General features: G+C 62.7%; 19 protein-coding genes and 1 pseudogene. 9 read left to right on the top strand and 11 right to left on the bottom strand.

Translation table 11 applies throughout. The features are described 5' to 3' along the window. Window positions 1-17: 17 nt before the first annotated feature. The gene (locus JGU72_RS30750) at window positions 18-239 is read right to left on the bottom strand and encodes a hypothetical protein (protein ID WP_233532680.1); all 222 of its coding nucleotides are present in this window, start codon (window positions 237-239) and stop codon (window positions 18-20) included. Window positions 240-292: 53 nt separating this feature from the next. Between JGU72_RS30750 and murJ the strand changes: the two genes are divergently transcribed. The 6 genes from murJ (at window position 293) to JGU72_RS17405 (ending at window position 8408) form a co-directional block, all read left to right on the top strand. Continuing rightward, window positions 293-4021, top strand: a complete 3729-nt coding sequence (murJ, locus tag JGU72_RS17430; protein ID WP_233532657.1) for a murein biosynthesis integral membrane protein MurJ — start codon at window positions 293-295, stop codon at window positions 4019-4021. 254 nt (window positions 4022-4275) lie between these two features. Further along, the gene (sigM, locus tag JGU72_RS17425) at window positions 4276-4827 is read left to right on the top strand and encodes an RNA polymerase sigma factor SigM (protein ID WP_199685185.1); all 552 of its coding nucleotides are present in this window, start codon (window positions 4276-4278) and stop codon (window positions 4825-4827) included. Between the two features lie 76 nt (window positions 4828-4903). After that, the gene (locus JGU72_RS17420; RefSeq protein ID WP_307828487.1) at window positions 4904-5590 is read left to right on the top strand and encodes a hypothetical protein; all 687 of its coding nucleotides are present in this window, start codon (window positions 4904-4906) and stop codon (window positions 5588-5590) included. A gap of 116 nt (window positions 5591-5706) precedes the next feature. Then, entirely contained in the window at window positions 5707-6714 is a 1008-nt protein-coding gene (trxB, locus tag JGU72_RS17415) for a thioredoxin-disulfide reductase (protein WP_199685183.1), read from the top strand. A gap of 26 nt (window positions 6715-6740) precedes the next feature. Continuing rightward, the gene (gene trxA, locus JGU72_RS17410) at window positions 6741-7064 is read left to right on the top strand and encodes a thioredoxin (RefSeq protein ID WP_307828486.1); all 324 of its coding nucleotides are present in this window, start codon (window positions 6741-6743) and stop codon (window positions 7062-7064) included. Between the two features lie 144 nt (window positions 7065-7208). Then, window positions 7209-8408 carry an N-acetylmuramoyl-L-alanine amidase gene (locus tag JGU72_RS17405; protein ID WP_199685181.1) on the top strand — a complete coding sequence of 400 codons (1200 nt, stop codon included), beginning with the start codon at window positions 7209-7211 and terminating at the stop codon, window positions 8406-8408. A gap of 34 nt (window positions 8409-8442) precedes the next feature. Here the strand turns inward: JGU72_RS17405 and JGU72_RS17400 are convergent, their stop codons facing one another. The 3 genes from JGU72_RS17400 to JGU72_RS17390 form a co-directional block, all read right to left on the bottom strand. Beyond that, on the bottom strand, window positions 8443-9168 hold the full coding sequence (locus JGU72_RS17400) for a GNAT family N-acetyltransferase (protein ID WP_199685180.1): 726 nt from the start codon (window positions 9166-9168) through the stop codon (window positions 8443-8445). 100 nt (window positions 9169-9268) lie between these two features. Next, complete coding sequence (locus JGU72_RS17395) at window positions 9269-10279, bottom strand: ParB/RepB/Spo0J family partition protein (RefSeq protein WP_199685179.1); 1011 nt, start codon at window positions 10277-10279, stop codon at window positions 9269-9271. Continuing rightward, complete coding sequence (locus JGU72_RS17390) at window positions 10276-11295, bottom strand: ParA family protein (RefSeq protein WP_199685178.1); 1020 nt, start codon at window positions 11293-11295, stop codon at window positions 10276-10278. The genes JGU72_RS17395 and JGU72_RS17390 overlap by 4 nt, the downstream gene beginning before the upstream one ends. 976 nt (window positions 11296-12271) lie before the next feature. On the opposite strand from JGU72_RS17390, the gene JGU72_RS17385 reads away from it, so the two are divergent. Beyond that, a complete protein-coding gene (locus JGU72_RS17385) occupies window positions 12272-12421 on the top strand; it encodes a hypothetical protein (RefSeq protein ID WP_199685177.1) in 150 nt (49 codons plus the stop codon). A 1412-nt stretch (window positions 12422-13833) separates the two neighbouring features. On the opposite strand, the pseudogene JGU72_RS17380 reads toward JGU72_RS17385, so the two are convergent. Then, window positions 13834-14008, bottom strand: a pseudogene (locus JGU72_RS17380) (ATP-binding protein); the annotation flags it as partial. An 822-nt stretch (window positions 14009-14830) separates the two neighbouring features. On the opposite strand from JGU72_RS17380, the gene JGU72_RS31260 reads away from it, so the two are divergent. Then, window positions 14831-15112 carry a DDE-type integrase/transposase/recombinase gene (locus tag JGU72_RS31260; RefSeq protein WP_199685176.1) on the top strand — a complete coding sequence of 94 codons (282 nt, stop codon included), beginning with the start codon at window positions 14831-14833 and terminating at the stop codon, window positions 15110-15112. 875 nt (window positions 15113-15987) lie between these two features. Here the strand turns inward: JGU72_RS31260 and rsmG are convergent. From rsmG to rpmH, 6 genes are all read right to left on the bottom strand, one after another. Further along, entirely contained in the window at window positions 15988-16653 is a 666-nt protein-coding gene (rsmG, locus tag JGU72_RS17370) for a 16S rRNA (guanine(527)-N(7))-methyltransferase RsmG (RefSeq protein ID WP_199685175.1), read from the bottom strand. Between the two features lie 93 nt (window positions 16654-16746). Beyond that, entirely contained in the window at window positions 16747-17361 is a 615-nt protein-coding gene (locus JGU72_RS17365; protein WP_233532652.1) for a Jag family protein, read from the bottom strand. Window positions 17362-17366: 5 nt separating this feature from the next. Further along, the gene (gene yidC / locus JGU72_RS17360) at window positions 17367-18500 is read right to left on the bottom strand and encodes a membrane protein insertase YidC (protein WP_199685174.1); all 1134 of its coding nucleotides are present in this window, start codon (window positions 18498-18500) and stop codon (window positions 17367-17369) included. 4 nt (window positions 18501-18504) lie between these two features. Next, window positions 18505-18846, bottom strand: a complete 342-nt coding sequence (gene yidD / locus JGU72_RS17355; protein WP_374101126.1) for a membrane protein insertion efficiency factor YidD — start codon at window positions 18844-18846, stop codon at window positions 18505-18507. An 11-nt stretch (window positions 18847-18857) separates the two neighbouring features. Then, window positions 18858-19247, bottom strand: a complete 390-nt coding sequence (gene rnpA / locus JGU72_RS17350) for a ribonuclease P protein component (RefSeq protein WP_199685172.1) — start codon at window positions 19245-19247, stop codon at window positions 18858-18860. 27 nt (window positions 19248-19274) lie between these two features. Then, window positions 19275-19418 (bottom strand): 50S ribosomal protein L34, encoded by a 144-nt coding sequence (rpmH, locus tag JGU72_RS17345; RefSeq protein ID WP_005263481.1) that lies wholly within the window; start codon window positions 19416-19418, stop codon window positions 19275-19277. Between the two features lie 506 nt (window positions 19419-19924). On the opposite strand from rpmH, the gene dnaA reads away from it, so the two are divergent. After that, complete coding sequence (dnaA, locus tag JGU72_RS17340; RefSeq protein ID WP_199685171.1) at window positions 19925-21478, top strand: chromosomal replication initiator protein DnaA; 1554 nt, start codon at window positions 19925-19927, stop codon at window positions 21476-21478. The last annotated feature ends 526 nt before the right edge of the window (window positions 21479-22004 follow it).

Below are 22004 nucleotides of genomic sequence, written 5' to 3'. Positions count from 1 at the left end.
TGACGAGCCGCGCGCGGTCAGGTCCGCGCCCTGGGAGCGCGCGCCGGGTCGACCGGTCCGCCGCTCTGCACCCGTTCTGCCGCCGCCTCTGGTTCCCGCGCCACCGCGCGCACAACCCGTGCGGATACCGCCGGGTCGCCCGGCCCCTGCACCGCAGCGTCGCCAGCCACCCCCGCAACGACCGCAGGGGCCCCCGCCGCAACCTCAGTTCCGACCGCCGCCACCCCCACAGTTCCCACCTCGGCAACCCCCTCCCGAGCAGTTTCGACAACCGCAATCCCAGCAACCACCGCTGCCGAAGGCACCGCCGGTTCGCCACGAACCCGCCGCCGAAAAGAAGCCCCCCGACTCGTCGAACCGCTCGCTGCTCGCATCGACCGGTTCGATCGCGATCGCGACGCTGATCAGTCGCATTACCGGGTTCTTGAAGCAGATGCTCTTGCTGACGGTCCTCGGTGGCGCGGTAGCGAGTTCGTTCACCGTCGCAAGCCAGATACCGAACATGATCTCCGAGCTCGTGCTCGGTGCGGTGCTCACGGCAATCGTGGTTCCGGTCCTGGTCAGGGCGGAGAAGGACGACCTCGACGGTGGCGCAGGGTTCACCCGTCGACTCGTCACTTCCGCCGTCCTGTTACTCGGTGCGGCGGCACTGCTCGCAACCGCCGCGGCACCACTGCTGACGACCCACGTCTTTCTTTCCGACGACGGTCAGGTCGACACCGAGCTGACCACCGCGTTGTCGTTCCTGTTACTGCCCGCGATCCTGTTCTACGGCATGACCGCGCTGCTCACAGCGATTCTCAACACCCGTCAGGACTTCAAACCGGGCGCGTGGGCACCCGTCCTCAACAACATCGTCGTCATTTCGGTCCTCGGCATCTATCTGCTCGTTCCGGGCGACAACGACCTCAACCCGGTCCGGATGAGCGACCCGAAACTGCTGGTGCTCGGTGGCGGTGTGACGCTCGGCGTGATCGTTCAAGCGCTGAGTCTGGTGCCGGCAATCAGGCGTCAGCACATCGATCTGCGACCGCTGTTCGGAATCGACGCCCGCCTGAAGCAGTTCGGCGGCATGGCACTCGCGATCATCGTGTACGTCCTGATCAGCCAATCCGGCTTCATCTTCGCGACCCGCATCTCGTCGCACGCGGACAAAGCGGGACCTGCGATCTACAACAACGCGTGGCTGCTGTTGCAGCTGCCTTACGGTGTCCTCGGCGTTACTGTGCTGACCGCGATCATGCCGCGTCTGAGCCGGAACGCGGCCGCGAACGATACCCCCGCGGTCGTCGACGATCTTGCGATAGCTACGCGGTTGACAATGATCGCGCTGATTCCGGTCATCACCCTGCTGACGTTCGCGGGTCCGGAGGTCGGCCACGCGCTCTACGGCTACGGCAACTTCGGCGAGGGCGATGCCGCTCGGCTCGGTCACGCGGTCAGTTGGTCGGCGTTCACATTGATTCCGTACGCAATGGTCTTGATCCACCTCCGTGTCTTCTACGCCCGCGAACAGGCCTGGACTCCGACCTGGATCATCTTGGGGATCACGGCGGTGAAGATCGCGCTGTCAGCGCTCGCTCCTGTCGTCGCCGACAGCGACGAGCAGGTCGTCAGCTATCTCGGTGTCGCCAACGGGCTCGGCTTCTTCACCGGTGCCGTGATCGGGGGCCTTCTCCTGCGTCGCCAACTGGGTCACCTCGAAATGCGCAGCGTCGCGAAGACGGTCTGGCTGGTGCTCGTCGCTTCGTTGGCGGGCGCCGGTGTCATGAAACTCGCAGATTGGGGATTGCACCTCGACAACCTGTCCGCGCGGTTCGGCGGTCCGGGTTCGGGGATTCGCGTCGCGATCGGCGGGATGCTCATGGCGGTGACGACGTTTACAATTCTCCGGGTCGCGAAGGTCGAGGAGATCGTCGCGATAACTGTGGCATTGCGGCGCCGGCTCGGCGGTGGAAACGACGATGTCGCGCCCGAACCGGCCCATGATCCATTCATGGATGCCCAGACCATGGTTATTCCCGTGATCAGGGCGAACGCAGTAGATATCACTGGCCTAGGTGAGTTCCCGTACCCTGTTCGACAAAGGGCGGGTGCGAAACCCTATGGGGGACAGTCATGGGGACATACTCGTGAAGGAGTGAGGATGAGCGACGACTCGATCGCTGGCGCACCGGCCGGCGGTTACGCCGCGGATGCCTCGGAACCCACCCGAACGGGACAATCGACGGGCGGTGTGTCGACCGACACTGTGAGAACAGACACAAGCGCCGAAAAGCCGGACGCAGGCCCTGGAAATGGGCCGACGGCGCCCGTGAGTACAGGCGCACGCCCACCCGCGCCGCGCCCACCGGCAGCCGCAACGGGTCGTCCGCCCGTTGCTCCGAAGCCCGAGGATCAGGACGCGACGCGGCAGACTCCGGTCACCGCGAAGCCGATTCCGGCACCGCAGAGCGACGGCCAGGCGCGTCAGCCGCGTGGGCCGAAGTTGATTCCGGGCGCGTCCGTCGCCGGCGGTAGGTACCGCTTGCTCCAGCCGCACGGCGGTGCCCGCGGCCTGACGTTCTGGCAGGCCCGCGACACCAAGCTCGACCGTGAAGTTGCCTTGACGTTCGTCGACGCGGAACAGACCGCGCGACCGGACGACACCGGCCCGGACGGTCCGCAGGCAATTCTCTCCCGCACGCTCCGGCTCGGCCGCGTCAATTCGCCGGGCCTGGCCAGAGTTCTCGACGTCGTCCGCGGCAGTTCCGGTGGCATCGTCGTCGCCGAATGGACCGCTGGACGGTCGCTGCAGGAGATGGCGAAAACGACGCCCTCGCCCGTGGGCGCGGCACGTGCGATCCGCGCACTCGCCTCGGCAGCCGAACTGACCCACCGCGGCGGCGGAGCGCTCTCGATCGATCATCCTGATCGAATTCGGATCAGCGTTGCCGGTGACGCGGTTCTTGCGTTCCCGGGCACGCTTGCCGATGCCGACGCGCAATCGGACGTTCGTGGACTGGGCGCGATGTTGTACGCCCTCATTACCGCGAAGTGGCCGCTCGGCAAAGCGCCGGGTGGCGTAACCGGTACTGCGATCAGCGCGCCGACCGTGGGCGGTCTGCCGCTCGCCGAGCATGGACCCGACGGTGCGCCCATCGAACCGCGCGAGCTTCGCCCCGAGGTTCCGTTCGAGATCTCGGCAGTCGCCGTCCGCGCACTGGAAACCAACCGTGGTGTGCGGACCGCCGCTACCGTCCAGCATGTCCTCGATCAGGCGACTGTCGTGGATGTGAAGACGGATCTCATGCCCGCTTTGCGACTCGGCCAGCGTGCGCCGGGTGCCACCGGTCACGCGCTCGCTGATCCCGAGGAGGTCGAGGCGCAAAAGGCTCGGTCGCAGCGGACCATGCTGATGATCGCCGGACTCGGCGGGTTGATGATCGTTCTGCTTGCCACGATGGGCTGGTTCCTCGCCAGTTGTGTCGCCGGACCGACGAGTGACGATTCGCTCGCAGATCAGATTGCCGGCCTCGGCGGCGAACCGTCGACGTCCGCAGCTCCGGCCGCGGGCACTCCTGCGCCCGCTCCGGGGGTACCGGTCGAGATCACGTCTGTCGCCGAGTTCTCGCCCGAGGGGACCCCCGACAACCCGACACAGGCACGCAACGTCAACGACCGCAAGGCCGATACTGTATGGCGCACTTCGGAATACACGCAGAACTTCCCGAATGGCACCAAGGACGGCATCGGACTCATCGCGACACTGCCGGACGCTGTGAAGCTCGAGCAGGTATGGATCAACTCACCGTCTTCGGGCGTCAAGGTCGAGATCAGGTACACCGACGACCCGACGCCCACTTACGCGGACACCGAGGAAATCGCGACTGCAGAGTTACAGCCCGGAGTCACCGAGATTCCCATCAACAGTGACACGAAGACTCGTTACGTCCTCGTCTGGATCTCGGGACTGGGCAAGAATCGGACGAACCAGTACGAGGCGGTCATTGCGGACCTCGGTATCCAGGCAGCGCCCTGATCCCGGGTCGCGACGCTTCGTTACTCCTGCTAAAAGTAGCTGACAGTTTGCCACCTGATTTTGGTTCCGTGTAGGCTCAGCTCGCAACTCTTGCAGCTTGGGACGCTGCCGCCGCGGTCATTGCAGATCGCTCCGGGTGACAACGGGTTGTTGGTATGCCGCTGGGGGGCATACCAACAAAGGCACCTTTCATCGCTCGTCGAAAACAATCTCGGATCAAAGCTGCGGATCAGTTGAGGGGGGTCGGCGGAACCATGCTTTCTGATGCCGATCTACTGGCAGCTCACGTCGAGGGAAGCCCGACGGCGTTTGCCGAATTGCTGCGCCGGCATTACGACCACCTGTGGGCTGTTGCGTTACGGACCTCGTACACGCGCGAGGACGCAGCCGACTCCTTGCAAGAGGCCCTACTGTCGGCTCATCGCAATGCCGGCTCGTTCCGTGCCGACGCAGCGGTCCGTAGCTGGTTGCACTCCATCGTCGTCAACGCTTGCCTCGACCGGATCCGGCGCAACAAGGTCCGCCCGACCGTCTCGCTGGACCTCGACGAAAGCGACGATCCCCGCGATGACCGCGATCGGTACTCCGAGTTCGAGATGTCCCTCGTCGTCGAGGAGGCACTCTCGACGCTGCCCCCGGACCAGCGCGCAGCCCTGGTCGCGGTGGACGTCGAAGGACTGTCCGTTGCGCAAGCCGCAGCTGCACTCGGCGTTGCGGAGGGGACAATCAAGAGTCGCTGTGCGCGGGGCCGCGCCAAAATGGCGGCCAAGCTCGAATTCCTCAGGGATCGAGGGAACCGGCTCTGACCAGCGCGCGTCAAACTCTAGTAACAGGCACGAAGACTTCCGGCGAGAGCGAGGTGTGATGGGTACTAGATACACAGTGCCCGGACCACCCTTCTCGGTCGAGCTGCTGGCGGACCTCCATGCAGACAACCTGCCGCCCGAGGTCGCCGACCAGCTGTGGCCGGTGGTGCTGCAAGACGCCGACGCGGTGCGAATTCTCGATTCGCTCGATCAGGCAACCACTGTCCTCGGCGCCCTCGGCCAGGATTCGTCGATCGGGATCCCCATCCCGCCCGACGTCGCGGCGCGTATCGATCAGGCTCTCTCGGCGCCGTCGAATGTCGTTCCGATCACGTCATCGCGTCGCCGGCGCTGGATCGTCACAACTGCGGCCGCAGCCTCGGTCGCCGCGGCGATTGCGATCGTGTTCACCGCCGTCACGCTGAATCGCCCAGCCGAGTCGCAGCCATCCGCTGCCCCTGAGTCGTCAGCGGTTTTGGAATTGCCGAGCGAACTACCCATCGCGATGTTGTTGTCCGTTCAAGGCCGCGACGAACGGCCCGGCGCACTGGCGGACCCTGCCGTCCTACGCAGCTGTTTCGCGGCCAACGGACTCAGTCCGACCGCGCCGGTTCTGGGTTCTGCGCCAGTCAGATTTCGTGACCAGGACGCTGTCCTACTGCTGACCGCAGCAGAACCCCCCGCGCACGTGCTCGCGCTCGTCGTCGGCACCGGGTGCGACGAATCCGACCCACAGGTGCTCGCCACCCGATCGATCGGCTGAGCAGCATGCTCGGAATCGGCGAAGGTCAGGTGGGTGGACGCGCGGGTCGGGAACAAGGGACCCTACCCTTGTGTTGAACCGAACGATCCAGAACCAGTAGCCCTCCGGAAGGTCAAATGACGCTCGCGCAGTCTCCAGCCGATAACACAGCCGTTCGTGATCTGATCATCGTCGGCTCCGGTCCCGCGGGATATACGGCCGCCGTGTACGCCGCCCGCGCAGAACTCGAGCCGCTCTTGTTCGAGGGCACGCAGTTCGGCGGAGCTTTGATGACGACCACAGAGGTCGAGAACTTCCCCGGTTTCCGTAACGGAATCATGGGGCCCGACCTCATGGAAGAGATGCGCGAGCAGGCCAAGCGGTTCGGCGCCGACATCCGCACCGAGGACGTCGAAGAGATCGATCTGTCCGGGGACATCAAGCGCGTGGTCGTCAACGGCGAAACCTTCGAAGCCCACGCGATCATCCTTGCGATGGGTGCAGCCGCACGCTACCTCGACGTACCGGGCGAGCAGGACCTCCTGGGGCGCGGCGTCAGCGCGTGCGCAACCTGTGATGGCTTCTTCTTCAAGGAACAAGACATCGTTGTCGTCGGCGGCGGCGACTCCGCGATGGAAGAAGCGACCTTCCTGACCAAGTTCGCTCGGTCCGTGACGATCGTGCACCGCCGCGAAGAGTTCCGTGCCTCGCGCATCATGCTCGAGCGCGCCAAGGCGAACGAGAAGATTCGGTTCGTCCTCAACTCTCAGGTCGTTCGTGTCGTCGGCGAGAACAGTGTCACCGGTGTCGTGCTGCGTGACACGGTCACCGGCGAGGAGAGCCAGCTCGATGTGACAGGCATGTTCGTCGCGGTCGGCCACGACCCACGCAGCGAACTCGTCAAGGGCCAGGTGGAATTGGATGGCGCCGGCTATGTGGCAGTGAAGTCGCCCACCACAGCGACGGCGGTGGACGGCGTGTTCGCGGCCGGTGATCTCGTCGATCACACCTACCGTCAGGCGATCACTGCCGCCGGAACCGGATGTTCCGCCGCTATCGACGCCGAGCGCTGGCTTTCCGAGCGTGGCGACATTTCGGCGAACACGATTGCCGGCACGCGGCATTCCGTCGCAGTCAACAGCTGACCTTCGCAACACAACCAGGAGATACCGTGTCCAACACCATCACCGTCACCGACGCCTCGTTCGCAGATGACGTCCTCACCAGCGAAAAGCCGGTTCTCGTCGATTTCTGGGCAACCTGGTGCGGGCCGTGCCGAATGGTCGCTCCTGTTCTCGAGGAGATCGCGAAGGAGCACGGCGACAAGCTCACGATCGCGAAGCTGGATATCGACGCCAACCCAGGCACGCAGCGCGATTACCAGGTCATGTCCATCCCGACACTGATCCTTTTCAAGGGCGGCAAGCCGGCCAAACAGATCGTCGGCGCCAAGGGTAAAGCCGCGCTGCTGCGGGAACTTTCCGACCACATCTGATCCCGAGCGCGGGCGGTTGCGATTTGGTATGCAGCTGCCCGCGGACGGTAATGTTCTGCGACAATCGTTCGACGTGTTCGTGCCGTTCTCGATTGTTGAAATGATCAGTGCGCGCATGAGGCTGGTAAAGGAAGGCTCCAACGAATGCACCGACTCCGTTCCGGTGATCATGGACCAGCTGTCGCCGAAGTTCGCGACGCGCTGGCGCGTCTCGGCTACTTGCAGGAAGATGCTCCGACCCCAGATTCAGCGGGGGACGACTCCGGCTTCTGGGTCGCCAGGGACGCCGCGTTCGACAATTCGGTCGACAGCGCAGTACGAGCCTTCCAGCAGCAACGAGGACTCTTGGTCGATGGGATCGTCGGGCCCGCAACCTATCAGGCACTGAAGGAAGCGTCGTATACCCTCGGCGCCCGGACGATGTTCTATCAGTTGTCTGCGTCGCTTTACGGCGACGATGTCGCGACGCTGCAACGTCGACTGCAGGACCTCGGGTTCTACGTCGATCGCGTCGACGGATACTTCGGTCTTCAGACCCATGAAGCGTTGAGTTCTTTTCAGCGTGAAATCGGGCTCGCATCAGACGGAATCTGCGGGCCGGACACTTTGCGTTCGCTCGAGCTGCTCGGTGCCCGCGTCACCGGCGGCAACCCGCACCGCATCAGTGAAGAAGAGTTGGTCCACCGCTCGGGTCCGCAGTTGACGGGCAAGCGGATTGTCATCGACCCAGGCCTGGGTGGAAATGACAAGGGACGTACGGTGCCCACCGAATTCGGTGACATGTTCGAGTCGGAGATTCTGTGGGATCTCGGGAGTCGACTCGAAGGCCGCATGGCCGCAACGGGTATGGAGACGTTCCTCTCCCGGCCGCACAATGCGAACCCTACCGACGTCGAACGTGCCGAGACCGCGAACACTTTCGACGCCGACTTGATGATCTCGCTGCGTTGCGCAACGAGTGACAGCCCCTCCGCCAACGGTGTTGCAAGCTTCCACTTCGGCAACTCGCACGGCTCGACGTCGATGATCGGGCAGGTACTTTCGGGGTTCATTCAGCGGGAGGTCGTCGCTCGAACCTCGTTGCAGGACTGCAGAGTTCATGGACGCACGTGGGATCTGTTGCGCCTCACCAAGATGCCGACCGTGCAAATCGACGTCGGTTATCTCACAAGCGATCTCGATGCGGCCACTCTGACGAATCCCCGTTACCGCGACGTCATCGCCGAAGCAATTCTCATCGCGGTGAAGCGCCTGTATCTGTTGGGGCAAGACGACCAGCCCACGGGTACATACACATTCGCCGAGTTGCTCGCCGAAGAACTGGCGTCCGCCGACCGCGGCTGATTCTCGCCGCGGTCGTTCTAGCGCCCAGACCGTTCTACATCGCCCCGACCTTAGACCGACTTCCGAGGTCGGCGACCGACAGCGATGCCGCTTGCAGCAATTGCTCGAGGGCGTATTCGACGTCTGCCTTCCAGCCGTGGTCGCGGTCGAGTTCCAGCCGCAGGCGCGGGAATCGGTAATGTGGCGCAACCACTTCGAAGCCGACCGCTTCGAGGAAATCCGCCGGGATCATGCAGGAAGCGGGGGAGCACTCAAGCGCTGCTGTAGCGCTGGGGCGGCCGGCTGCAATCGTGACGTCGCCGGGAACGTCGTTGTCATCCTGCCGGATTCCGAACGACTCCAGCGCACGCACACCGCGTCGCACAAGATCGGCGACGACCGCCTGCACGAGGTTGTTCGCTAGCGCGTCGTCGTCGGCTATGTCATCACGCAATGCGGCACGTTCGAGGCGCAACGTGGTGAGGAGAACCGCGTCCGCGCTGACGGGCGACGTTGGAAACAGCCCGGCGCGCGGGACAGCACTCGGCGGGGAGTACAGCGCGCAGCCCGCAGGCGTTCCGCCCACGGTTGCAACTTGACCGCATGATCCCCACTCGAGCATGACCGTCGAAAGCCAGGCTTCCTTCTCGAAGACTGGGTCCGTGAATTCTCGCGAGGTTGCCGCGACCGCGGGGTCGAGTTCCCAGAACACGCATCGCCGAGCGTGCGAGGGCAGTCTGTCCAGACCATCCAGAGTCAGAGCGGTGACGTTGGTCGACACTGCTTGCCTCAGCCTCCGTGTCTTTGCCGACGGTCAGACTCGAAAGAACGCCCTGTCACTGTGACGTTTCGAGCCTGACCCGTGGGATACCCACTCACAATCATAGATTCGCGTCTTGCTTCTCCATAAGTCCGACGATTCGTTGGAGGTCGTCGACCGAGCCGAACTCTACGACGATCTTCCCTTTTCGCTGCCCAAGGCTCACGGTGACCTTGGTATCAAAGGAGTTCGACAGCCGCTCCGCCAAGTCTTGAAGTCCGGGCATTTGAATCGGCTTGCGACGAGCGGGAGGCAGCGCCTTGTCTTCTTCGCGGTTGGCGAGCGTGACAGCCTCTTCGGTAGCTCTGACCGAAAGTCCCTCGGCAACGATTCGTGCGGCGAGGACTTCCTGCGCATCCGCGCCGGCATCCAGCGAGAGGAGTGCGCGTGCGTGACCCGCCGAGAGCACGCCGGCTGCAACCCGGCGCTGTACGGGAATCGGCAACTTCAGCAGTCTGATCATGTTCGTCACCACCGGGCGTGACCGACCGATGCGAGCAGCCAACTCCTCGTGAGTGACTTCGAACTCTTCGAGCAGTTGCTGATACGCCGCAGCTTCTTCCAGCGGATTCAGCTGCACTCGATGGATGTTCTCGAGGAGTGCGTCGCGCAGCATCGAACCATCGGCTGTTTCGCGAACGATCGCCGGGATGGTCTCGAGTCCGGCTTCCTGGCTCGCTCGCCAACGCCGTTCACCCATGACGAGTTGGTAGCTTTGCAATCCGGTGCGGCGAACAACGATCGGCTGCATGAGGCCGAACTCGCGAATCGAGTGAACGAGCTCCGCCAGAGACTCGTCGTCGAAGACCTGCCGAGGCTGCTTGGGGTTGGGGCTGATCTGCGCGTGCGGGATCTCCCGATACACAGCACCGGCGGGGGAGGCCTCGAACTCGTCGATCGAGTCCGGGATCCTGTCTGGCGCACCGGCGAGCTTCAGCGCTGTGTTCGACTTCTCGACGCCGATGATGACGTCGGCAGCTGCACTACCGAGGCCAGGTCCGCCGTTGGCAGGGCCCGTGGGGATGAGAGCAGCAAGGCCGCGACCCAGTCCACCTTTACGCGCTTGACTCATGCTCGTGCACTCCTCGTCGTTCCCGCCGAACGAGATGCAAGCTCTCGTCCCGCATCTAAATAGCTCATGGCTCCACGTGAACCTGGGTCGTAGTCAAGAACTGTCATACCGTACCCAGGCGCTTCGGAGACCTTGACGCTCCGTGGGATTACTGACCGAAGTACAGCGTCGCCAAAATGGTTGCGGACTTCGTCTGCGACTTGGTCCGCCAATTTGGTTCGACCGTCGTACATCGTGAGGATCACTGTCGACACGTGCAGCGCCGGATTCAGGTGGGCCTGCACGAGCTGAATGTTTCGGAGAAGCTGGCCCACACCCTCGAGCGCGTAGTACTCGCATTGGATCGGGATCAAAACTTCCTTGGCTGCGACCATCGCGTTGACCGTCAGCAGGCCCAGTGACGGTGGGCAATCGATCATCACGAAGTCGATATCCAAGCCATCGAGCGCCGAGTCCGACAGCGCGGTCTTCAGCCGACCTTCACGGGCAACCATCGACACGAGCTCGATCTCTGCGCCGGCGAGATCGATCGTCGCAGGAATGCACATGAGGCGCGGACTGTGCGGGCTCTGCTGGATAGCGTCCTTGGCCTTGACCTCGCCTATGAGGACCTCGTAGCTCGACGGTGTGCCCGAGGTATGAGTCACCCCGAGAGCGGTGCTGGCGTTGCCCTGAGGGTCCAGATCGACGACGAGAACCGTCAGACCTTGCAGTGCAAGCGCCGACGCGAGGTTCACCGCGGTCGTAGTCTTTCCGACGCCACCCTTCTGGTTGGCGATCGTGATGACGCGTCTTTCTGACAGCTTCGGGAGAGCTACCGATTGTGGATGTAGAACCTGGCTGGCGCGATGAGCAGCTGCTCCGATCGGGGTTTCGGTGGGGGAGATCCCCGCGTACGTACTCACAAAGTCGTTGTCGTGCTTCACTCCGTGCCTGCCTGTCGATTGTCTCGATTGCGACCGAGTTTCGCGTGAAACGGTTCCACGTGAAACATCGTATTGGTCACCACTCGGCATTGTTGCTCCTAACGCGAGCAGCAGCCCGCTAGCTGACTATCAAATCTCAAAGAGCCCGACCCGGCATCGCCTGCAACACCCATCAATGTCTCTTGCCGAGCCGGACAACAATGGCCGAAATCGGCTGAATGGTTGCGCCACAGTGGGATCGCTCAAGCTTGCCAGGGCGGACACGTCGAAGGGAAGTCAACGTGACCGAAACTTCTACGCCGTCAGGAATTCAAGAAGAATGCCGTACGCACAATCATGCCCGGTGACAAGTCACCCGGCCAAACCGGCCTAGCCACAAGATTTTCGCGACACGCCAGCGGGAGGTCCGTCGCTGCGTGTCGCCCGGGGCCGAGGCGTGGTTCCACGTGAAACATGGGTTTTCGACGCGATCGAGGACACGGCCCGCACCTATTGATCGTCGAACGAACCTGTTCCAGGGGCAAGCTCAACCCAATGGCAAGTCACACGACACGATGCATCCCGAGCTGGTCCAGTTGCCGACGCGCTCAGGAGATGGTGCTTCTCCACCAGCTTCAACGAGTCCGGAGCGACGCCGACGCCGACGCCGACGCGTCGGGTGTCTTCGACGGGTTGCGGACGGCGGAAGCGGGTGTATCTCAAACTCGACAAGTACCGCCCCTTTGAATCGGAACGCGAGCTACCTAGCTGCCGCGTGGTCCGGTAGCTAACTCCGCAAGGACTTGACCGCCGTCCTGCCCAGAACGGCGCAGCACCTGATGCCACGCCGCCTACGCGTGCGGCCAAGCCTCGCTTACTTCGGAGCTCACAAGAAGAACTAACGAGCCTTGTCCGCGGAGCTGATTCGCCGGCTACTCCGCCATCGGGCACTATCGGCCGATCCACCAAGCCGGCTCCGACCATCACGCCCAGCTCCGCATTCCCGGTACGTTCCTGAGGTGTCGACGATCGTCTCGAAGGACGAGTCGGGCAATCCAGATCAGGCTTGCCAGGAGGTTCTCACTCAATGAGCTCTCGCCCGTGTTCTCGTTCGCCCCCGCTGCCCGATGAACAGTCGTCGACCAAGTTGACCGGTTTCCCAGCGAAGTTGCGCGCGGAGTTCCGTTTCGACGTGCTCGATGATCGAACCATCGCCGCCGTCGGTGGACCGTTTTAGTGCTCGCTCAATGCCCGGTGGAGAAATTCGACGTATTGGCAACAAGGGGCCTTACCTCAACCCTGACCTTGCCTGTGTTGGACGGTGACGTTGCGTATGGCCTGACACGGATCTTCAACGGATGGTCCGGTCCACTTCGCAGCCGGGTCCGATCCCATTTCGTCCGTCGCCCACTCTCCTCCGCGAGCCGCGAGCGGAACCGGCGACAGATGGAGGGCCGAGCTGAATCGATCGGGTTGGCAACAGCCGCCCACCGCCGCATCGGCGGCAGCAGCTGTGCCGATCTGAATCTCGCCCTCAACTGGCGAGCTGTTTCACGTGAAACAGAACATCAACCGCCCTCAGCAGCGCGGCGGGAGCACTCACGCGATATCGCATTGGTTACTACTTCTCTCTCCAGACAATTCGCAACCGAGCAGTAGCCGAGTTTCGGCATCACAACTTCGGTAGGCGATTGCCCGTGGCCTCCTAGCAATTGGCCAAATGACATAGCGCGCTTTCGCGAAATCGGTTTGACGAATTGCAGAATTGGGCCAACCACGTGACGACTTCGGCTGCGTCCAAAAGCACGTCGCAACCGAAACAGAAGATGTCACCGCTGCAGGGTTTGCGCTCCACTGACACATCTCCGAACAGATCGGTCGAAAGCGCGGCATCCTTAGCTCCTGGCGAATGCGCACCGATCTCGAACGCTTACCGCGGGATGACGGTGCATCTGGGCACGAAGAACGAATCCAGTTGGTGGGACTCGTCGTTGATGCCCCTAGCTCACGACGTGCCGTCAAGGCGCGGCATTCGGATGCGAGTTCAGTTTCGCCGCCACGCCGGCATCCGATCGCTCCCCACTTCGTCCCAAACCAGATACTGCGACACCACACCGGTCCGGCGCAGCAATCTCGACAATTACTCGAACGCCGGGTCGCCAATGCCAGACCGGGCAAAGCCCTCAGTTCGGATTGTCGGTGGTCGAAAGCCCCGATCGAATCGCGCGATTTCGCCGACCCGATTGGTGGTGAGCGAAGGCGAATCGGGACGGATCGATCGGACCCAATAGATCCATGGTGCGATCATCGACCTCAGCTTCGTCGGACGAGCCCGCGCGATCTCCCTTCTCCACCGCATCGACGATCCAACCGTGAGGCTTCGGTGTGCCATCGCAACCTGCCCGACTTCACGGGCGGGCGCGTGCCCGGCACATCCCGTCCCTCTGCTGGCTCGATAAAACAGGAGTCACCAAAGAAGGCGGTCGATATTCAGACGTCACGCAGTGGTCAGTTCCAACTTGCCGTCGCCAGCACTCGTCCAAACGCATCGGGGGATCCGGTTGGTCTGTGCCAACGGCGGTCCAAAAGTAGACCAGTGACGGCGTTCGTCAGGCAGATCACGGTGGTGTAGTTGTTGTGGCGTGTTTCGGCGTCGGGGACGATGCGGTCGCCGAGGACTTCGCCCCAGCGGGCGAAAGGGAAGGTTGGAGGTGAGGACGAGCGAGCGGCTGGACACCGGTTGGAAGAACAGGTTTGCGGCGTCTTGTTCAAAGGGGATGTAGCCAACTTCGTCGAAGACAGTTCCCGGGGGTGCATCGAGCCGGTCTGACAGCAGCTGCCACATCCCGGCCACCGACACCAGCACCAGGGGGCAACCGACCTGCACCGCCCGACGCGGCTGATGCTCGAGCCGGTCGGCGGGCGCGTCCTCCGGCCGCAAAGCGCCGGCCCGTTCCCGCAGGCATCCTCCGATACGCCGCCAGCAAGGCACGAATCTTCGGCTCAGCCGCATTGATCGCAGAATCGACCTGCGGACGGTGATACTTCGGCCGCGACTCACTCGCCAACGCGGCAGCCACCGTGCCACGCGCGAACCTGAGCTTCTGTCGCAGCTCCTCGAAAACCAGGCCACTGGTGCTCGACGAAACCCGCCACCCATCCAAGGATGGGTGGCGTGGGCCCGGACTCATGGCTGACAGATCGTTGGCGGGACATCAATGGCACTCGCTTGGAGAGTGAGAGTCCTGAGCGTGCACGAACGCTGTTTGGAGATCTTGTTGACCCCGATGCGCGACGGGATCACCGTGTGGCCGAGACGTGCCGTCGGTACGGGGTCTCGCGACAAACGTTCTATGAGTACCGACGCCGGTTCTACACCGACGGAGTCGGCGCACTCGCCGCGGTCGCGCCGACCACTGACCTCACCGAGGCAGACGGACGCGGCCGTGAAGGCGGAAATCGTGCGACTACAGGCCGCCAAACCGCGGTGGGGTGCCCGCACCATCCACACTCACCTCGCTCGTGCCGGTGCACCGCGCGTGCCAACAATCTCGACCACTCACCGAGTGTTGCATCGGCATTCGACGATCACGCCGCAGCGGCGCCGCACCCAGCGCACGTGGCGACGGTACGCCCCCAACGATCTGTGGCAAATCGATTGCGCACGCAGGTCGCGTTGGCCGACGGCTCCACGGCATGGATCGTGGCCATCCTCGACGATCATGCGCGGTTCGCGATGGGCGCAACCGCGACACGTGGGTTCACCGTGCTGTCAGCAGGGCGGGCGATGGAGACCGCCATCGCCGAGCACGGCGCGCCGCGGCAGTTGGTCAGCGACAACGGCCAGCAGTTCCGCTCCCGGGACGGACACAAGCGCGTGCATTTCCAGCAACGATTGACCGCGCTGGGGATCAAGCAACTCAGCTGACGTCCTCGTCATCCGCAGACTTGCGGAAGATCGAGCGGTACCACCGCACCTTCAAGAAGTTCTACACCCGACCACGCTCCGGCGGAAACAATCGAGGAGTTACAGGCCCTATGCGAACGGTTCCGATGGCACGACAACCATGAACGCCCATACCGTGGGCTCGAGCAGCAGACCCGAAGGTCGCCGCCGGCAACATCAACTTCCGCACACGCAAGATCGGTACCGGCAGCCAACGGCGCGGACAACACGTCGTGGTGATCGAGACCGGAGTCGACACGGTGATGTTCGTCGAGCATGACACCGGAACTCTCATCCGCGAGCGAGCTAACGATCCGCCCTATTGGCACTTACCACGGCACCGGCAAGCCTCGCGGCCGTCCTCGCAAAACCCTGAACCTACAACAGAATCGGTACTGTCACCGATGTCCTGACAACACAGTGTCTGGGATGTCCCGGGCCTTACACACACTAAAACGCACGGGGTGGCCGGTTTTCAAAGAGCACTACCGGCTGGTCTTCGTCGACATCGTGCCCGAGCTGAGGTCGGGAGTCAGAAGGCTCATTGGCCGAGTACTACTAGCGGGAGGTTCCGTGCGGCAAGCTTCCGGCACAGAAATCTGCGGACTGAAAACCGACACCATCGCCGCGTCTGAGCCACCGCGGCATTCGGCCGCTAGAGGAAGGGTCACTGCGCTCCGAGCAAAGCGTCTCCAGCCGAGGCTCGGCATGTCGTCAGCAGCATCGAAAATGCAGATACGTCGTTCACCAAGCAACGCGCCGATCGGTTGCCCAGTCCCCGTGTCACGTGACAATTTCGCCCTGGGGTGATCGTTCCTGCGATTTACGAGCCCAAAAAGCACGAAATCACTGCGAATTCAGCGCTTCTGGCGACGCGGAACCCGCTCGGCGCAAACGACTGTCGTCGGCGTGGGAAGCACCCCGACCCCACATTCGACGACCTCGATGTGCGCTGCACCCAACTTTGCGAGAGCCGCCCGGTCGCGAGCGATCTCCTCGCCGGCGGTTGCGCCCTTCATTGCGACCATCCGGCCGTGTTCATGAACGAGGGGGAGTGACCACTTAGCCAGCTTCTCGAGGGGGGCGACCGCGCGGGATGTCGCCACGTCCGCACCGCCGACCTCCTTGATCACCCCCGGCTGTTCAGCGCGCCCCCGAATGATGGTGATGTCCAGCCCGACCGACTCGGTGAACTCCGCAAGAAATCTCGTTCTCCGAAGGAGCGGCTCAACTAGGGCGACCCGTAGATCGGGCCGAGCGATCGCGAGCGGAATGCCGGGCAGGCCGGCGCCACTACCGATATCCACTATCGACTCGCCATCGCCGATCAACTCTCCAACGACCGCGCAGTTGAGAATGTGCCGATCCCACAGTCGCGGAACTTCACGCGGACCGATCAGCCCGTGCTCGACTCCGTCAGTCGCCAACGCATGCCAATAGCGCACCGCAAGCTCGAGGCGACTACCGAAGATCTTTTGTGCCACTTCCGGAACATCGTCCGCGATCGGTTCCACGTGAAACATTCCTCCCAGGCACAGAACTACATCGATGTAATTAACCTACAGAACCAAAAGGGCCCCCGGTCTGTTGACCGAGGGCCCCGCTGGTCATCGTCGTCAATCCTTGACGACTACTACTCGCCTAGAAGGCTCTGCGCCTTCGCTCTCGCTCGAGACACCGTCGACTCCGGCAACCGCGTCGTGGACGATCTTGCGCTCGAACGGCGTCATCGGAGACAGGGCTTCGCGTTCGCCCGACTCCAAAACCCGGTGCGCGGCATCCCGACCCAACGATGTCAGCTCCGCACGCCGGTTTGCCCTCCAGCCAGCAATGTCCAACATGAGCCGGCTGCGCTCGCCGGTGCTCTGCTGCACGGCGAGACGAGTCAGCTCCTGAAGGGCATCGAGAACCTCGCCGCGTCGACCGACGAGCTTCGTAAGGTCTTTCCCACCGTCGATGCTGACGATTGCGCGGTCACCTTCCACGTCCAGGTCGATGTCGCCGTCGAAGTCGAGAACGTCGAGCAGCTGCTCGAGGTAGTCGCCCGCGATCTCGCCCTCTTCGATCAGATCGTCATCGGACTCCACGGCGACTTTCTGCTCGCCGTTCGCACCGTTGACTGCCGTCGACACCTCTGTCTCAGAAGAGGTCTCTTCGGACTGTCCGTTGTCCGAATCGAATGCCATCACAGTTTCTGCTTCCTCACCCTGTCGAATTTCTTCGGTAAGCATCGTCGTCACCGTCGCTTCTTGTTCGATCGACCGCGGCCGCCGGGTCTGCCACCCTGCGAAGGCCTTCGTTGCTGGCCACTGCCTCGGTTCGGTCTCTTCGGCTGAGCCTTTGCCGGCGCAGTCTCCGTAGTCGCGGCGGTGGGTTCCACAGCCGCCTCCTCAGCACCCGCGAGCGTTGCGGCTGTCGACTGACCCTTGGCCATGTCGACACCCGTCTTTCCCTTCGCAGGTCGCGCTCCTGGCTTCGGCGCGTTCTGCGTCCGCCGCTCGATTGCGGCTTCCTTCTTTTCCAGCTCCTCGCGATCGATCTTGCGGAAGACGAGGTGCTGCTGCCCGTAGGTCCAGATGTTGTTCGCAACCCAGTACAGAAGAACGGCGATCGGGAGGAACACACCGAACACCAGCACGCCCAGTGGGAACACCCACAGCGCGAGCTTGTTCATGATCGCGGCCTGCGGGTTGGCAGCTGCCGCTTCACTCTGGCGAGCGACCGACGCACGCGCATTGAAGTGCGTGGCGAGGCTCGCGATGATCATCAGCGGAATCGCGACGACCGCGATTCCAAGCGTCGACGGAGCGGCTCCACCGACCACCTGGAAGGCCTCGAACGCCGACTGCTTCTGCGTGATGAACGACGTCAGCGGCGCACCGAAGAAGTCCGACTTCAGGAAGGACTGGACGTCCTCAGCCGAGAAGAAGTAGTTCGGCGTCTGGGAGTTCTGCAAAGCGTCCATCGGCTCCGGGCGACCGAAGCCGCCGACGGTGCGGTTGAACGACATGAGGACGTGATACAGGCCGATGAAGACCGGCACCTGCGCCAAGACGGGGAGGCAACCCATGATCGGGTTGAAGCCGTGTTCCTTCTGCAGCTTCTGCAGTTCTACGGCCTGCCGCTGCCGATCGCCCGCGTACTTCTTCTGCAGGGCCTTGATTTGCGGCTGTAGCTCCTGCATCTGGCGCGTCGTCCGGACTTGCTTGACGAAGGGCTTGTACAGCAGCAGACGCAGTGTGAAGACGAGGAACACCACAGACAGTGCCCAGGCAATGCCGTTGTCCGGTCCCAGGAACGGAATCGCACCGAAGACCTTGTGCCAGAACCACAAGATCCCGGAGACCGGATAGTAAATGAAGTTGAGCACGGCTCTATGTACTCCTCTGTTTCTGCATATCCACCACGTGGTGGTGCACCGTTTGGTCATGCGCTGCTGCGGAAGATCTGTGTCCGACACACTTGCGCGAACGCTCTGGCACCGGATCCCACCCTCCAGGGTGCCAGGGTGCACATTTAGCGAGTCGAATGATCGTCAACACGAGCCCTCGAACGACGCCGTACTCGCGAAGCGCAGTGACTGCGTACTCGCTACAGGTCGGAGTGAATCTGCATGTTGGAAGCCGCAACGGTGAAACGTAGGTTCGATACAACTCGATCGAGAAGATCAAGATACGGACCGGAAGTCGGTAGACGACGACAGCCGTGCGCCGCATCCAGTCGGTGTTCATCGGAGGCCGGCAGATTCGGGTGAGCCCGCGCGGTCGAGCTGCAGTTTCCCTACGCAGCTGCGCACCTGCCGCTCGAGCTCAGCTGAAGACGCATTAGCAGAGGAGGGGAGCGCACGCAAGACGATGTCGAACTCAGGGCGCACAAAGCTGACGACCGGACCGAAGACATGTCGAAGTCGTCGTGCAACGAGATGACGGGTTACCGCAGATCCCACGGATTTGCTCACGATCAGACCGACACGTGGACCGCCGTACGCCAACGCCGGTCCATCCAAGGACCGGTCGAAGGCATGCACGACGACGTCACGCCTCCCAGTGCGATGGCCGCGGCGCACCGTCCGGGAGAAGTCTGAGTGATGATGCAACCGATTCGGCTCGGGTAGCACCCCTGTGTCCGAACCCTGCAGCCTGAATCAGGCTGTGAGCGACTCGCGGCCCTTGCGGCGACGCGCAGAGACGATCGCGCGACCCGCACGGGTCCGCATCCGGAGACGGAAGCCGTGAACACGCGCGCGGCGTCGGTTGTTCGGCTGGAACGTCCGCTTGCCCTTGGCCACGGTCAACACTCCTCGAAAATCGCGGCGCCCTTGTGGCGCCATCAGCAAATACAACTTACAAATCTGGGGTCGAGCATCGGTGGTGGCCGATTCGGTGACTCGAGCGAGTGTCCCGGCCCGGTCAGCACGAAATCGCCACCCCACCAACGGGTGACTGTTCGAGGGTACTGATGCGGCTTCGCAGGGTCAAACCAGCCCGGTAGGACTGAGTTCCGTTTTACTCACAGGCTCGGAGTCCAACCAGCCGCGTCACAATGGAGTTCACAGCAACCGTTCCCCGACCCCGTCACATAGTCGCAGTTCAAAGCCATATTGTGAAGAACTCCACGCGCGCAACTCACACGCCTGTGTTTCTCCACATCTGTGGATAATTGTGTGGAGACAGGGCTTGGGTGGCATATTCGTTACCCGAGTGGCAGGTGCCGCTTCGCTCGACAAAGCCACCGCCGTACCGCCGATTCGATCGGTGGACCTGTGGGTGGACGAAACTCTGGGGAGGCACCGTCGTGAACGACGACCTGAACATGCTTGCCGGCGTCTGGCCCGACGTTGTCGCGGAGTTGATCGCAGGCACCGATGAGCGACCGGGACACGGTCTGACGAATGCGCAGAAGGCCTGGCTCGCCCTCGTCAAGCCGCTGACCTTGACGCAGGGGTTCGCACTGCTGTCCGTTCCGTCGTTTATCGCACAGGAAGCGATCGAACGCGACCTCAGAGAGCCGATCCTTCAATCCCTCGGACGTCATCTCGGGGAGCAGGTCGAGGGCTTGGGCGTCCGGATCGCTGCCGATACCCCGGCGCCACCCGCGCCCGAACGGCCCATACCCGAACGGAATCAGTCGCTCACGCGTGAATCCGACGACGACATATCGCCGCCCACGGATTTCCGGCGGCGCAGGCTCACAGGTGGCGTCACGAGTTCCGCGTTCGACGAGATCGACGACGACCGTGAAGCCATCGCCAGCATCCAGAGTTCGTGGCCGTCGTACTTCCACAAGCCGGCCGATGCGCCGACGACGTCGCCGGCTCCGAACAGCCTGAACGCCAAGTACACCTTCGACACCTTCGTCATCGGTGCCTCGAACAGGTTCGCCCACGCGGCCGCCGTCGCGATCGCCGAGGCCCCCGCGCGGGCCTACAACCCCCTGTTTGTCTGGGGTGCGTCCGGACTCGGCAAGACGCACCTCCTGCATGCGGCCGGCCAGTACGCACAACGACTCTTCCCCGGCATGCGGGTCAAGTACGTGTCGACCGAAGAATTCACCAACGACTTCATCAACAGCCTGCGCGACGACCGCAAGGTTGCATTCAAACGCCGTTACCGCGAGACCGACGTACTACTGGTCGACGACATCCAGTTCATCGAGGGCAAGGAAGGTATCCAGGAGGAGTTCTTCCACACCTTCAACACGCTGCACAACGCGAACAAGCAGATAGTGGTCTCCTCGGACCGACCGCCCAAGCAGCTGACAACCCTCGAGGAACGCCTTCGAACCCGGTTCGAATGGGGCCTGATCACGGATGTTCAGCCGCCGGAACTCGAGACCCGCATCGCGATCCTGCGCAAGAAAGCACGAATGGATCGACTCGACGTTCCGCACGATGTCCTCGAGTTGATCGCGAGCCGCATCGAACGAAACATTCGCGAGCTCGAGGGCGCACTGATCCGCGTGACAGCGTTCGCCTCACTGAACGGTCAGCCGCTCGACCTCACGCTCGCCGAGGTTGTGCTGCGTGACCTGATGCCGGATACCGCGGCCCTCGAGATCAATGCGGCCACGATCATGGCCGTCACGGCCGAGTACTTCAATACCTCGATCGATGAGCTCTGCGGGCCGGGTAAGGCACGGCCGCTCGCCATGGCTCGCCAGATCGCGATGTATCTGTGCCGCGAACTGACCGATCTGTCCTTGCCGAAGATCGGGCAGACGTTCGGGCGCGACCACACGACCGTGATGTATGCGGAGAAGAAAATCAAGAAGGAAATGACCGAGCGGCGACGTGTGTACGACCAGGTTCAGGAGCTCACAGCACGCATCAAACAGCGCTCGAAGCGGTGACGAGCAGTGGCCTCGGACAGCTGTCCAATTAAGTTCCCCACAAATCTACTCACACCTGTGGATAACGTTGTGAGTAATGCGGATAGTTTGGGGATGAGCGCGGGACAGATGTCAGCAATTTCGAGTTCTCCCCACCCTGGCCGATCGCTCCTCGAGCCTGTCCTGAATCCATCCCCACCACACCACGCTTGCCCACCTGGGATTTTGTCGTTAATCCACAGTTTCCACACGACCTAATACTGTTGCAGTTCTCTTCCTCTAAATATCTTCTTTAAAACAGCCTGTGGGGAAGAACCGTTCGATCGCGCTCAGAAGGCCGACAAGATGCTCCGATCGACCGCTTCCAAGTTCGATCCGAAGCACATAGCGTGGTTGTCTGCACCCGCGCGTAGCGTGTGAAGCCGGGCCGTATGCCAGACTTCGACAACGGAGTCGCCGACAGCGTTGCCGGAGACGAAGCTGCCCGACCAGAACTTGTAAGACCAAACGTTTTTCCAGCTAGCTCGCTTGCGTTGCTAGCAATGCG

The organism is Antrihabitans auranticaus (genome assembly GCF_016481275.1).
In the GTDB taxonomy this organism is placed as follows: domain Bacteria; phylum Actinomycetota; class Actinomycetes; order Mycobacteriales; family Mycobacteriaceae; genus Antrihabitans.
Note: the sequence above shows the minus strand (reverse complement) of the source record. Positions and strands in the feature narration are given on the sequence as shown.